General features: G+C 59.9%; 9 protein-coding genes. 2 read left to right on the top strand and 7 right to left on the bottom strand.

Going from position 1 to position 13,328, the window contains the following annotated elements; translation table 11 throughout:
* Positions 1-6: 6 nt before the first annotated feature.
* The 3 genes from tssC to AC54XV_RS26165 form a co-directional block, all read right to left on the bottom strand.
* Positions 7-1,509 carry a type VI secretion system contractile sheath large subunit gene (gene tssC, locus AC54XV_RS26175; RefSeq protein ID WP_003343625.1) on the bottom strand — a complete coding sequence of 501 codons (1,503 nt, stop codon included), beginning with the start codon at positions 1,507-1,509 and terminating at the stop codon, positions 7-9.
* Between the two features lie 14 nt (positions 1,510-1,523).
* Positions 1,524-2,057 carry a type VI secretion system contractile sheath small subunit gene (gene tssB / locus AC54XV_RS26170; RefSeq protein ID WP_003318241.1) on the bottom strand — a complete coding sequence of 178 codons (534 nt, stop codon included), beginning with the start codon at positions 2,055-2,057 and terminating at the stop codon, positions 1,524-1,526.
* A 69-nt stretch (positions 2,058-2,126) separates the two neighbouring features.
* Positions 2,127-2,876: a hypothetical protein gene (locus AC54XV_RS26165; protein WP_002551426.1), complete on the bottom strand. Its 750-nt coding sequence runs from the start codon at positions 2,874-2,876 to the stop codon at positions 2,127-2,129.
* A 699-nt stretch (positions 2,877-3,575) separates the two neighbouring features.
* Here AC54XV_RS26165 and AC54XV_RS26160 point away from each other — a divergent pair.
* Complete coding sequence (locus AC54XV_RS26160) at positions 3,576-5,747, top strand: M48 family metallopeptidase (RefSeq protein ID WP_440073982.1); 2,172 nt, start codon at positions 3,576-3,578, stop codon at positions 5,745-5,747.
* Positions 5,748-6,377: 630 nt separating this feature from the next.
* Here AC54XV_RS26160 and AC54XV_RS26155 read toward each other — a convergent pair.
* The gene (locus AC54XV_RS26155) at positions 6,378-7,199 is read right to left on the bottom strand and encodes a hypothetical protein (RefSeq protein WP_440058496.1); all 822 of its coding nucleotides are present in this window, start codon (positions 7,197-7,199) and stop codon (positions 6,378-6,380) included.
* A 146-nt stretch (positions 7,200-7,345) separates the two neighbouring features.
* Here AC54XV_RS26155 and AC54XV_RS26150 point away from each other — a divergent pair, with 146 nt between their 5' ends.
* Complete coding sequence (locus tag AC54XV_RS26150; RefSeq protein WP_496717481.1) at positions 7,346-9,280, top strand: RecQ family ATP-dependent DNA helicase; 1,935 nt, start codon at positions 7,346-7,348, stop codon at positions 9,278-9,280.
* A gap of 132 nt (positions 9,281-9,412) precedes the next feature.
* Here AC54XV_RS26150 and AC54XV_RS26145 read toward each other — a convergent pair whose 3' ends face one another.
* The 3 genes from AC54XV_RS26145 to fdhD form a co-directional block, all read right to left on the bottom strand.
* Positions 9,413-9,853 (bottom strand): glycine zipper domain-containing protein, encoded by a 441-nt coding sequence (locus AC54XV_RS26145; protein ID WP_003401931.1) that lies wholly within the window; start codon positions 9,851-9,853, stop codon positions 9,413-9,415.
* Positions 9,854-10,062: 209 nt separating this feature from the next.
* Entirely contained in the window at positions 10,063-12,399 is a 2,337-nt protein-coding gene (locus AC54XV_RS26140) for an FdhF/YdeP family oxidoreductase (protein ID WP_104724273.1), read from the bottom strand.
* Positions 12,396-13,232: a formate dehydrogenase accessory sulfurtransferase FdhD gene (gene fdhD / locus AC54XV_RS26135; protein ID WP_024640482.1), complete on the bottom strand. Its 837-nt coding sequence runs from the start codon at positions 13,230-13,232 to the stop codon at positions 12,396-12,398. The genes AC54XV_RS26140 and fdhD overlap by 4 nt, the downstream gene beginning before the upstream one ends.
* Between the last annotated feature and the right edge of the window lie 96 nt (positions 13,233-13,328).

Below are 13,328 nucleotides of genomic sequence, written 5' to 3'. Positions count from 1 at the left end.
CTGACGTTAGCCGCGTGTCGATTGCGGCAATTCGGCGACCAGACGCAGCGATGCCGTCAGTTCATCCAGTTGGTAATGCGGACGCAGGTAAGTCACGGCCTTGTAGACGCCAGGCTTGCCAGGGACTTCGAACACTTCGGCACGCGCCTCGCGCAGCGGGAACTTGGCCTTGGCTTCCTGGCTGGCGGTGTCATCCAGCAACACGTAGCTGGACAGCCACTTGTTGAGGAACAGCTCGACATCCTTGCGCGATGCAAAACTGCCGATCTTGTCGCGCATGATCGCTTTCATGTAGTGAGCGATACGCGAGGTCGCGAAGATGTATTGCAGTTGCGCCGACAGACGCGCGTTGGCGTTGGCAATGTCGGTGTTGTACTGCTTCTGCTTCTGGGTCGACTGGGTGCCGAAGAACGCGGCGTAGTCGGTGCCTTTGCAGTGCACCAGCGGAATGAAGCCGAGGTCCGAGAGCTCTTTTTCGCGACGGTCGGTGATGGCGATTTCAGTCGGGCATTTGAGCGCGATTTCACCGTCATCGGTCTTGAAGGTATGGGTTGGCAGGCCTTCGACCAGGCCACCGCCTTCCACACCACGGATCGCCACGCACCAGCCGTAGCGGGAGAATGCGTCGGTCACGCGAGTGCCCAGCGCGTAGGCAGCGTTCATCCACAGGTATTTGTTGTGGTCACGGCCATCGACGCTTTCGACGAAGTTGAATTCTTCGACGGGCGTGGTATCCGGACCATACGGCAGGCGACCCAGCACGTGCGGCAGGGTCAGGCCGACATAGCGGGAATCTTCGGAGGCGCGGAATGACTTCCACTTGGCGTATTCGACGGTGTCGAAGATCTTCGCCAGATCGCGAGGGCCGGCCATGTCGGTGAACGAGTCCCAGCCGAACAGCTCAGCCGAGGCAGCCGAAATGAACGGCGCGTGGGCGGCAGCTGCCACGTGGGAGATCTCTTCCAGCAGGTACATGTCTTCCGGGCTGCGGTTGAACTCGTAGTCACCCAGCAGCATGCCGAACGGCGCACCACCGAAGGTGCCGTACTCTTCTTCGTAGATCTTCTTGAACAGTGCGCTCTGGTCGAATTCGGACGATGCCTTGAGGTCACGCACGAGGTCTTTTTTCGACGCGTTGAGCAGGTGAATCTTCAGCGTGGTGCTGGTCTCGGTCTGGTCAACCTGATATTTCAGGCCGCGCCAGGACGCTTCCAGTTGCTGGAATTCACGGGCGTGCATGATTTCGTTCATTTGCTCGGAGAGCATCGAATCGATCTCGGCGATGCGCGCGTCGAGCACGGCAATCAGGTCCTTGCTCGGCGTCATCTCGCCTTCAAGTACCTGGGCCACCAGTTCGCCGATCAGATCGCGGGTACGGGTGCGCTCGGTTTCGGAGCGTGCAACGCGGCTTTCGGAAATGATGCTGTCGAGCAAGGAAGATTGCGGGGCGAAGTTTTCCACTTCAACCAGAGCGCTGTCCTGCTGAGTCACGGGTTGCTTATCGGTCATCGTCAGGCTCCTCCTTACTCTTTGCTGTCGGTGGCAGGAACGGCGGCTTCACGGCCAAATTCCTTGCCCAGGGTTTTCAGCTTTTCCGTGTTCTGCAACACGTCCATCAGCAGTTCTTCAAGCTTGTCGTTGCCACCCATCTTGTTACGCAGGTCAGCCAGCTTGTTGCGCACTTCCAGCAGCTTGCGCAGCGGCTCGACCTGACGCACGACGTTCTGCGGCTCGAAGTCTTCCAGCGCATTGAAGTTCAGCTCGACACCGAGTTGCGTGCCGTCTTTTGCCAGCGTGTTGTCGACGCGATACGCCAGGCGCGGCTTGATGCCCTTCAGGACGCCGTTGAAGTTGTCGCGGTCGATGAAGATGAACTTGCGATCCTTGAGCTTGGGCAGCGGCTCCAGCGGGTTGCCGGAGAAATCACCCAGAACGCCCACAACGAATGGCAGCTCTTTCTTTTCCTGAGCATCGCCGATGTCCACGTCGTAAGTGATATGGACCCGAGGCGCGCGAACGCGGTCAAGTTTGTGCTGGGTACTTTCCTTCTTCGCCATCGTCATCTCCTGTGCGAGCAACTCGCTGCAAGTCGTTTGCGTACCGGGCCTGTGGCAGGCCGGGCGCGATTAGAGTCCTTCAATCGTCAGCAAAAGACGCTGACGGATTTCATCGTTCATTTCCAGAATGTTTTCGTGTCCGACCAATTCTTCGAAGCTGGTATTGCCTGCAATCTGCGTGCTGTTGCGAATGACCGATTCATCCGGCAGCTCTGAGCGCACCGGCGAACTGATCACGCAGAACGGCAGGTCGCCGAAGTCTTTCAAGCGCTCGAAACTGACCGGGAAGCGCAGCCCTTCGAACAGGCGGCTCATGCCCGGCGACTTGCTCAGGCAGTAGAACAGCACCAGATAATGCACTACATAGCGGTACAGCTCGGCGCTGCTGCGATTGGGGTCTTTGATGACCTTGCGAAACTGCGCCAGATCGAACGAGTTGAAGCCCACCACCCAACGCACCGGACTGGTGATGCGAATGGTCTGCCCGCTTTGTGACAACACCATGTCGTATTCGAGCGGGAACAGCTCGGGTGTCGTGCTGATCAGGTTCAGGGGCACTTCCAGTTCATTGACCAGCTTGAACGGCTCTGCCGAGGCAATGCGGTCATAGAGCTCCTTGAGCTCTTTGAAATGGTGCTGAGTCTCGCGGCCGCTGCTGCGCTGTGCGCCCTGCAGGTATTCACCGAAGAATGTCTGCGGGCGTATCAGCAGCGCGAGGGTCGACAGATAGTCGGACGCCTGCACCTTGAGCGCGTCGGAGATAGCGCGCGTCTGCTTGCGCAGCTTGATCAATGCTTCTATATCGAACGTCTGAGTCATCGGTACATCGTCCTTGAACCCTTCACGACCGTTTCCCGGATCAGGCCGGGGGACGGGGAAAAGTTGCGAATTGCTCGACTGCACACCTGCTCATGAAGTGGTTTTGCCATGTGTGTCACTGCGAGACACACCGCCACAATGAGGGAGGAGTTCGTGCTGGCATATAGATGTCGTCTAGCCAGCAGTGTGGTCTATGGCACTATTTTTAGTAGGAAAGTTCCTACAGACGGTAGATATTTTCTCGGTTTCGTTACAGTAAGCAATGATGCCTATGAGCCATCATTATTTTGGATTACACCCTCAATGTAGCTGTAGGTGTTGATTTTAAAGGGCTTTAGGGTGGTATTTGGATCCGATAAAGGGGGTAAATTAAGCTTAGAAAGATGAACTTATTTGCAGATTTACCGAGCTCTGAAGAGGGTAAATACACAGACTGGCCTTATTAGGCTGTTTTTTCTGGAAAGGGAATGATGGCACTGCGAGCGTTCAGGCGGACGGATCCAGGCGGGTCGACGCAGGTCAGGCGGGCAGCTTTGTTACATCAGTTTGCAAATCAGGGTATAACGCCGCCAGCGCCCTCACGCCTCTATTCGAGCAACGGCAGGGCGCATGCACGCAGACGCCAGAGGCGTTTTACCTGACGGACCCTGTGCGCGCTAAGGACAGCCAGCGGCGACGCACCTCTATGAGCCTTGCCTCATGAAAATCTACAAGCTCATTGCTGTACTCATCCTGCTCCCTCTGGGCCTGAACCTCATCGGTGTCTGGCAGTTGCAGCGCAGTGTCGAAAACACTGAGCGCCTGACCGAGATCCAGGCCGACCTTGCGCATGCCCGTCCCTATTTCGAAAGGCTCGCCAGGTCGCCCGACGCCCTCACGCGAACGATGGAGATGGACGGAGAGAACATCACCCTCAAGGAGGCTCTGTCCCGTCTCCATGAGGCAGAACAGGGTCTCGACTTCGTAGTGGTGGTGGGTAATGTCACCACCTGGCTGGCACGCGCTGTCATCGCGCTGTGCCTGCTGGCGGCTCTGGTCGGAGGCATCGGGCTGGCAGGGCTTAACTGGGCCGGAGCGCGCGCACTGCATTCCCGCGAGCGATTGCTGAACACCTTCAGCAGGGTCAGGCGGATTCTGCCCTTCGTTCTGGTGGGACACATTATCGCCATGGGCACGGCCGTGTCGGCGATCCTCTGTTTCGAAGCCCTGGGCCTGTGGCATGTGGGGCGCATGTCCGCGGGCGAGCTCAAGTTGATCATCGTCGTGCTGATGCTGGTCGCTGCATGCCTGTATTCGATCTGGCGGATGGGCAAGCAACTGGGCGTCATGCTGCACATGTTCGAGCCCACCGCGATGGAGGTTCTGGGGCAGCAGGTCACGCCTGAAGAGGCCCCGGTGCTCTGGACCTATGTGCGCGATCTGGCCGAACGGCTCGGCGCGCTGTCCCCCGATCACATCGTGCTGGGCATGACCGAAGGCTTCTACGTCACCTCGAGCGACGTTTCCCTTCTGCCGTCCGACGCCGTGCTCAAAGGGCGCACTCTGCATGTGCCGATCCTGTACCTCGGGCTGATCGATGCCGCTGAAACCAGTGCGGTGATTGGCCACGAGCTGGCGCATTTTGCCGGTGAGGACACCGAGTACAGCCTGCGCTTTCTGCCGATCTACGACGGCATCGGTCGCAGCCTAGGGGCGATCGCTGAAAACATGATGGTCAGCGGGTGGTTGCAGCGCACCATTCTGCGTCCGGCGTTCATGCTGGGCGTGTATTTCATGGAAAGCTTCGATCACGCGGTCAATCACTGGAGCCGCGTGCGCGAGCTGGCCGCCGACGCCGCGGGGGCGAGCCTGGCTGGCAACGCGTCGGCGGCCTCGGCGCTGGTGCGCATCTCGGCCATTGATCCGCTTTTGCAGGAGCGGATCTACACGCACATCACGCGGGCCACCAACCCAAGGCGCGGGGAGGTGTTCACCAAGGATCTGCCGAACAGCGTGCTGCACGAACTGGCCGGCAAGACATTCACGCTGCCTGACGAAGAAATGGCCGTCCAGCTGCCGCACCCCTCGGATACGCACCCTTCAAACGGCGAACGTATCGCCGCGCTGCAGGTTGCTGCCGACGAGGCGATCCGCAGTGGCACCCGGCCGGTGGTGGCGGCCCAGGCCCGCGCCGCGATGGACCAGTACTTCAGCAATGCCCAGGCACTGCGCACGCGTCTTACCGAGGACTTCATCAAGCATCACGTGGCAAATGATGCTGAGGTGGTGACCGAACTGCGTGCCCGCGCGAAAACGGTAAGCGGTAATGTCGTTCTGCATGAGGGCGCTCGCCTGCGGGGGCTGTTGCTAACGCTATTCCTCGCCCCTCTGCTGGGGCTGGGTATTTATCTGATAGCCGAAGCGCTGTCATTTCCCCAGGGGCTGACCGAAAAGCGCAACTCTATGCTGATAGCGGGCGGTATCTTGACGGCGTTCATGCTGATGCTGCTGCCATTTGCGCTGCGCATGTGTCTGCGTGCTGACAAGACCGCTCTGCTTCTCACTCCCGATCACTTTGTCTTCGCCAACCTGAAGTCCCCCGTCCCGATCCAGCACATCGCTGATTTTGAGCTGAATGTCGCCTACGGCACGTTTCTGACCCTGCATCTGCAAGACGATGCGCCCTTACCCGAGCGAGTCTCACGTTCGTTCTCTGCACCGAACGCAAAAGTGTTCAGGAAAAAACGCCGGGTACTCCTGGCGCTGGCGCGGTTCAGCCGGGACGGCAAAAAGCTCAAGCCAGACGAGCTTGGTGAGTTGATTGCGGATTACGTCAATGCGGGTCATGCACGGCACTTGCTGCAGCAGCGCTTCGAGCAGGGCAAGCGTTAAGCGGTTGGCTGTGAGCGGGGCAGCGTAAGGCGCGCAGCTTTTCTGCAGGCAACAAAAAACCCGCCGAAGCGGGTTTTTCCAAGACCATCCCGACTTCCTGTCGGACGCCTCCGAGGCGATGGTCGATCATCCTTGATCCGGGTGAACTCCTGTTCACCCCTTGATGGATCCAATAGTACGGAGCGCGAGCCAGGTCGGAAATAGCCAAGTTCCCCCAGCGCGTGTAAGCCTTTCGCTATACCTCGCGGGATCAGCTTCGAACCACCCTTTGAAGGGCGGGAGATCTGGCGTCAGGAAAAATCTTGAGGCGGTATGACTGCTGACGGCAAAAATCGCAGGCAATAAAAAACCCGCCGAAGCGGGTTTGTACCAAGACCATTCCAACTCCCTGTCGGCTGCCTTCCCGGCGATGGTCGATCGTCCCTGATCCTGGCGAACTCCTTGTTCGCCAGTTGTTGGATCCAATCTTACGGCTCTGATGGCAGGTGCAAAATAGCCATTCGCTTCATTGCGTGTAAGCCTTTGGCTATACATGTGTCCGTTTTTACGGATTCTCAGGTGCTCGGCCATGCACCGGGAACGTAGAAAAAACCGGTGAAACTGTTGTGCCAGAGCGGCGCAGGCTTGTTTTCAAGGTGAGAAATTCGTGGTCACTTCACAATAGCGCTGTTGGGCGTTTTTACTGTCCTCGTCGCGGTTTCTCGCCGCACGTTTGGTCCACTCACGGCACTCTTCTCGGAAATTGACCGCTGCCGCCTTGCGACACTCGCGCCGTTCGAATGAACGAATGGCGAAGTTTTCGCAGACGCTGTCGCCATCGATCGTGTTGCCGTAAATCCGCCACTGCGCGCGGTAGCGATTTCTGCCGTCCGCTTCGCGGATGGAGGCCGTCGCTACGCTGTAAGGCCTGGAAGAACGCGTGGAATTGCGTGAAGCATTGGCCTTGAAATCGGCCATGTAGTCGGCAGACACCATGCCTGTTGCCGGTTCTGCCTGAGCGGGGCGTGGAGCCTGGCCGAATCGACAGTTCGCCACCGCCTCATTGATGACGTTGCCGTTTTTCATGCAGTCATCCAAGGGCTGCACAGGGGCAGGCGGCGCCACAGTGGCCGCGATCGGTACAAGCTCTGCGGTTTTTCGAATGTGCGTGGGCGCGGGATCGGCGGCGGCTACGGGTTGCGCCTCGGCCTCGACTGTCCGGGTTTCGGGTATGGACTGCACAACAGGCGGTACTGCCAGCGCTTTGGGGCCTCTCGCATGTGAGGTGATCAGTCCGGCCACGCAGGCTGCAGCAATAAGGCACGCCAGCCACAGGCCATAAGGGCGTGAGCGGCGAGGCGCATCGACGCGCTTGCGGCGTGGATGCGAGCCCAGCACCACATCGACCTGACCCGGCACGAGGCGCTGAATGCGGATGATCCCGTCGTCCTCGGGTTGCTGTAGGGAATCCATTCCTGCTCCTGATCAAGCGATGTTTGGCGGTGATATTACAATGATATCGGTCGCTGGGTAGAGTTTCTGCAACGCTTTGGTGCTATGTGCATCCGGCCTGGCGCGTTAAGGTTGAGCCCGTTTTTTGACTGATGGATGGACCGCGAATGCACCAGCGTCTCGAACAGGTATTCGGCTACACACAGTTCCGGCCGGGGCAGGAGGCTGCCATCAGTGCGGTACTGGCCGGGCGCTCGGCTGCGGCGATCTTTCCGACTGGCTCGGGCAAGTCGCTATGTTACCAATTGCCCGCCCTGATGTTGCCGCATTTGACGCTGGTGGTGTCGCCGTTGCTGGCGCTGATTCAGGATCAGCTTGCCTTCCTGCACCGCCATGGCATATCGGCGGCGAGCATTGATTCGGCGCAGAGCCGCGACGAGATCGCTGACGTGATGGCGCGCGCACGCTCCGGCGAGCTGAAGATTCTGATGATTTCCGTCGAGCGCCTGAAGAACGAGCGCTTCCGCAATTTCATCGCCCAAGTGCCGATTTCCTTGCTGGTGGTCGACGAAGCGCACTGCATCTCGGAGTGGGGACATAACTTCCGCCCCGACTACCTGAAGCTGCCGGACTACCAGCGCGAATTCAATATTCCCCAGACATTGCTGCTGACCGCCACGGCGACCCCGCAAGTCATCATCGACATGCAGGACAAATTCGCCATCGCCCCCGAGGATGTCATCACCACCGGTTTCTACCGCGCCAACCTGCACCTGTGGGTCAAGCCGGTCAGCGGCCGTGACAAACGACGCCTGCTGGTGGAGTGGCTCAACGAGCGTCGCGGGCAGCCGACCATCGTTTACGTGACCCTGCAAAAGACAGCCGAACATATCGCCGCGCACCTGGAACAGAATGGCCTGCCCGCCAGCGCCTACCATGCCGGGCTGCCCAATGATCAGCGCGAGTCGATCCAGAAGCAGTTCATGGGCGGCCGTCTGAACTGCATCGTGGCAACCATCGCGTTCGGAATGGGCATCGACAAGAGCGATATCCGCAACGTGGTGCATTTCGACCTGCCGAAATCCATCGAGAACTACAGTCAGGAAATCGGTCGGGCTGGGCGTGATGGTGCTGCTTCGGATTGTCTGGTGCTGGCCAACCGCGACAGCCTCAACGTGCTGGAGAACTTCGTGTACGGCGATACGCCGGAGCGCGAGGGGATTGCCCGTGTGCTGGAAGACCTGCTCGCGGCGCGTCATGACGGGCAGTGGGAATTTCTGCTGGGGCCACTCGCCGACCTCAGCAACATTCGTCAATTGCCGTTGAAGACCCTGCTGGTGCAACTGGAGCTGCGCGGGATCATTGCGCCGCGCTACGCGTATTTTGCCGAGTACCGCTTCAAGTTTCTGCTTCAGCCGCAAGACCTGATGGCGCGTTTCGAAGGGGAGCGACGCGAGTTCGTTCAGGCCCTGATCGACACCTCAAACCGGGCACGCACCTGGGCCACCGTCGATTTCGATGCGATGTACCAGCAATACGGCGCCGAGCGCGGGCGGGTGGTCAAGGCGCTGGATTACTTTCAGGAAAAAGGCTGGATCGAGCTTGAAAGCAAACAGATGACCGAGGTCTACAGCCTGTTGCGCAGCGACTTTGATGCACAGGCCCTGAGCATCGAATTGCACGATTATTTCGCTCATCACGAAGCCACTGAAGTGGCGCGCATTCACACCATGCTGGACGTGTTCGCCAGCGACCAGTGCCTGACCCATCGGCTGGCGCGGTACTTTGGTGATCACAATGCGCCTGAGCGTTGCGGACATTGCTCGGTCTGCTTTGGCGAAGTTGCCCGCCTGCCCGAACCACCTGCGCTGGAGCCCTTGGCGAATCGGGACTTTCAGCAACTGTGCAGCGAGTTTATCCACAAGCATCAGGACTACACCGGCCAGCGCCCCAGCGCCGACTGCCTGACGCGTTTTCTGTGCGGCATCAGCGTGCCACTGTTCACCAGGCTCAAAGCCCGCGCCACCTCCGGGTTTGCGGTGCTGGAGGATTATCCGTACGCACAGGTCAGGACGTGGGTGCAGGCCATGGCTGGCAACTGACTATGCACACAAAGTGATCTGACCAAGGGGGCGATGCTCTGCATCCAGTCCTGAGCCTGCGTTGCGACAGACAAATGAAAACCGGCCGCTCAAGAGCGGCCGGTTTTTATGTTTCAGTAACTGACGGTGGTATCAGTCACGATGACGGCGATGGCCGTGGTGCTTCGGGCGATGGCCATGGTCACGGCCACCACGATAACGACGATCGTCGCTGCGGCTTTCGTTGCCCATGTAGTTGCCGAGTGCAGCACCGCCGCCGCCACCTACCGCCGAGCCGACCAGGCTGCCGGTGTTGCCGCCGACGCTGCGACCCAGCACATTACCGCCCGCTGCGCCCAGACCGCCGCCAATGGCTGCCTCTGTGCGGTTGCGACGGTCCGCGCCTACAGCGCCACCGGCTGCGCCGCCGACACCTGCGCCAATTGCTGAACCAGTGCTGCCGCCGACCTGCTGGCCGACGACCGAACCGAGTACCCCACCCAATGCTCCGCCTACGCCTGACTCGAGGTTGCCTGCAGACGCCGCACCGCTGATCAGGGTAAGAGACAACAACAGTATCGAGGAATACTTCATGTATGGAATCTCATAGGGATGACGGCGCGATCTTGGTGTCAAGTGAAGAATGTAGCAATGCAATTCCGACGAGTAACACGATTGCCACACAAACTGCTAAGTTATTGTTTTGGCTAAGGAACTTAAGTCTGAAAAGAGAGTCTGAGGTTACTTGCAAAAGGCCCGTTTCCAGTGAAACGGGCCTTTTTTGTGGGCGTCTTTCAGGGACGTCAGAGGATGCGTGCCGACTCTGCCGAGCGCTCGAGGCGGATGGCAACGAACTTCGATGTCGGCGTGCTGCTGCCATCGCCCACGCTTTCCAGCGGCACCAGCGGGTTGACCTCCGGGTAGTAGGCGGCAGCCTGACCGGCCGGAATATCGAACGGCAGCAAGGTGAAGCCTTTGACGCGGCGCTCGCGGTTATCACTCCAGATCGAAATCAGGTCCGCCTTCTGCCCCGGCTGGAAGCCCAGACGGATGATGTCGGCTTCGTTGACGAACAGCACGTCACGCTGACCCTTGACCCCGCGATAACGGTCGTCCAGGCCATAGATGGTGGTGTTGTACTGATCGTGCGAACGCATCGATTGCATGATCAGGTCCGGGATCTGCCCGGTCGAGCTGACGTGTTCATTGATCAGAGTCAACGGCAGCGCGTTGGACTTGAAGTTGGCGCGGGTCGACGCAGTGTTCCAGCGGCGTGCGCCAGCAGCGTTACCCAGGTAGAAGCCGCCCGGGTGCTTGACGCGCTCGTTGAAATCCTTGAAGCCGGGGATGGTGTCGGCGATCAGGTCACGAATCCGGTTGTAGTCCTCGACCAGCCACAACCAGTCGACAGGCGTCTTGCCCAGCGTTGCGTTGGCGATACCGGCGATGATCGCAGGCTCGGAACGCATTTGCTTCGACGACGGCTTCAACTGACCGTTGGAAGCGTGAACCATGCTGAACGAATCTTCCACGGTGACGGCTTGTGGGCCGTTGGCCTGGATATCAATGTCGGTGCGGCCGAAGCACGGCAGGATCAGCGCGTCCTTGCCGTGGAACAGGTGGCTGCGGTTCAGCTTGGTGCTGATCTGTACGGTCAGATCGCACTTGCTGAGCGCTTCGGCGGTGCGATGGCTGTCCGGGGTGGCTTGGGCGAAGTTGCCGCCCAGCGCGATGAACACCTTGGCGCGGCCTTCGGCCATGGCGTGAATGGCTTCGACGACGTTGTGGCCGTTTTCGCGGGGCACTTTGAACTGGAAGCGTTTTTCCAGGGCATCGAGCAGGAACACCGGTGGGCGTTCGTTGATGCCCATGGTGCGGTCGCCCTGCACGTTACTGTGACCGCGCACCGGGCACAGACCGGCACCCGGACGACCGATGTTGCCGCGCAGCAGCATCAGGTTGGCAATTTCCTGGATGGTCGGCACCGAGTGGCGGTGCTGGGTGATCCCCATTGCCCAGCACATGATCACGTTCTTGCCCTTGGCGTACATGCGTGCCGACTGTTCGATGTCGCTCAGCGGCAGGCCGGATTGCTCGACGATGGCGTCCCAGGACGTGTCATCGATGGCGGCCAGGTATTCGAGTACGCCTTCGGTGTGTTCGTTGAGGAACGCGTGGTCGAACACCGAAGGTCCGTTGTTGGCCTGCGCCTCGCGCTCCCATTGCAGCAGGAACTTGGCCATGCCGCGCAACAGCGCCATGTCGCCACCCAGGGCAGGGCGGAAGTAGGCGGTATTGGTCGGGCGGTCGCCGTTGGTGAGCATTTCGACCGGGTGTTGCGGGTGCTGGAAACGCTCCAGGCCACGCTCTTTGAGCGGGTTGACGCAAACCACCTGGGCGCCGCGCTGTACCGCTTCACGCAAGGGCTCGAGCATGCGCGGATGGTTGGTACCGGGGTTCTGACCGAGGACGAAGATGGCATCGGCGTGTTCGAAATCCTCGAAGGTCACGGTGCCCTTGCCCACGCCGACGCTTTGCGACAGCGCTACGCCACTGGCCTCGTGGCACATGTTCGAGCAGTCCGGGAAGTTGTTGGTGCCATAGGCGCGTACGAACAGCTGATACAGGTATGCCGCTTCGTTGCTGGCGCGACCCGAGGTGTAGAACTCGGCCATGTTCGGGCTGGGCAGGTTCTTCAGGTGCTTGGCGATCAGCGCAAACGCGCTGTCCCAACTGATCGGCTTGTAACGGTCGGTTTCCGCGTCATAGCTCATCGGCTCGGTCAGACGGCCCTGATACTCGAGCCAGTAATCGCTCTGCTCCATCAGCGAGCTGACGCTGTAGCGGGCGAAGAAGGCCGGGTCCACACGACGCTTGGTCGCTTCCCAGTTCACCGCCTTGGCGCCGTTCTCGCAGAACTTGACCATGCCGCTTTCCGGCGAGTCGCCCCACGCGCAGCCCGGGCAGTCAAAACCGCCGTTCTGGTTGGTCTTGAGCATCATGCGCAGGTTCTTCAGCGCGTTGTCACTGCCCAGCCAGTGTTGCGTCACGCTGATCAGTGCGCCCCATCCGCCTGCCGCACCTTTGTACGGCTTGTAGCGGGGGGTTGGTGTCTTGTCGGCTTGATGATGAGTGCTCACGCTTGAATCTCCATCGCAGGGCTATAGACCCGCGGCGCACTTTTCTGCGGCAGGTGAATTAGATTGAGGTTATGACGGCGGGCCCATTGCAGGGCCAGGCCGGTGGGCGACGACAGGCTGACCAGCGTCTGGATGCCGGCGCGCAATACTTTCTGAATCAGTTCCAGGCTGCAGCGGCTGGTCACGATGGCGACGCCGCCGGCCAGGGGGATGTCCTGGCGGATCAGGGCGCCGATCAGTTTGTCCAGCGCGTTGTGGCGGCCGATGTCTTCACGGCCCAGCAACAGCTGGCCATTACCGTCCATGAACACCGCCGCATGCACAGCGCCGCAATGGCGGCCAAGCGGCTGGAACTCGCCGATGCGCTGACGCAGACCGTCCAGCCATTCGATCGGGGGCAGGGGCGCGCCGGGCAGCGCCTTCAGGTCAGGCAATGCCTGCTCGACGGCTTCAACGCCACACAGTCCGCAACCGCTGGTGCCCGCCAGTTGCCGACGCTGCTGCTTGAGTTCCCAGAACGCGCGGCTGGCGATCTCGACCTCGGCCTGCATGGCCGAGCCGCAACCGCTGATTTTGAAGTCGTAGATTTCGTCATGCGAGGCAATGATGCCGCTGCCCAGACTGAAACCGACGATAAAGTCTTCCAGATCGGTCGGGCTGACCAGCATGACCGCCTGGCTGATACCGTTGTAGGCAATCGCCAGTGCCACTTCTTCGGCAAGTTCGTTGCGTGCAGCGTCCACGCCCTCGAGATTCGAGTAGCTGTAGGACTGGCTTGCTTCAGGGGCTGGCGTAGCAAAGGACGCCGAGCTGACCTTGCGCGTAACGGGCATGGGCTGAAATACCGGCAGAATGACATCTGCAAGACTAGGCCCGTTATTGGAAATCGTCTAATCGCTAGTGCTGATGCCCCGATAGATGACGTCGAT

This window comes from Pseudomonas fragariae (ex Marin et al. 2024) (assembly GCF_059621105.1).
The sequence above is the reverse complement of the archived record's forward strand: the minus strand, read 5'-3'. Positions and strand labels throughout refer to the sequence as shown.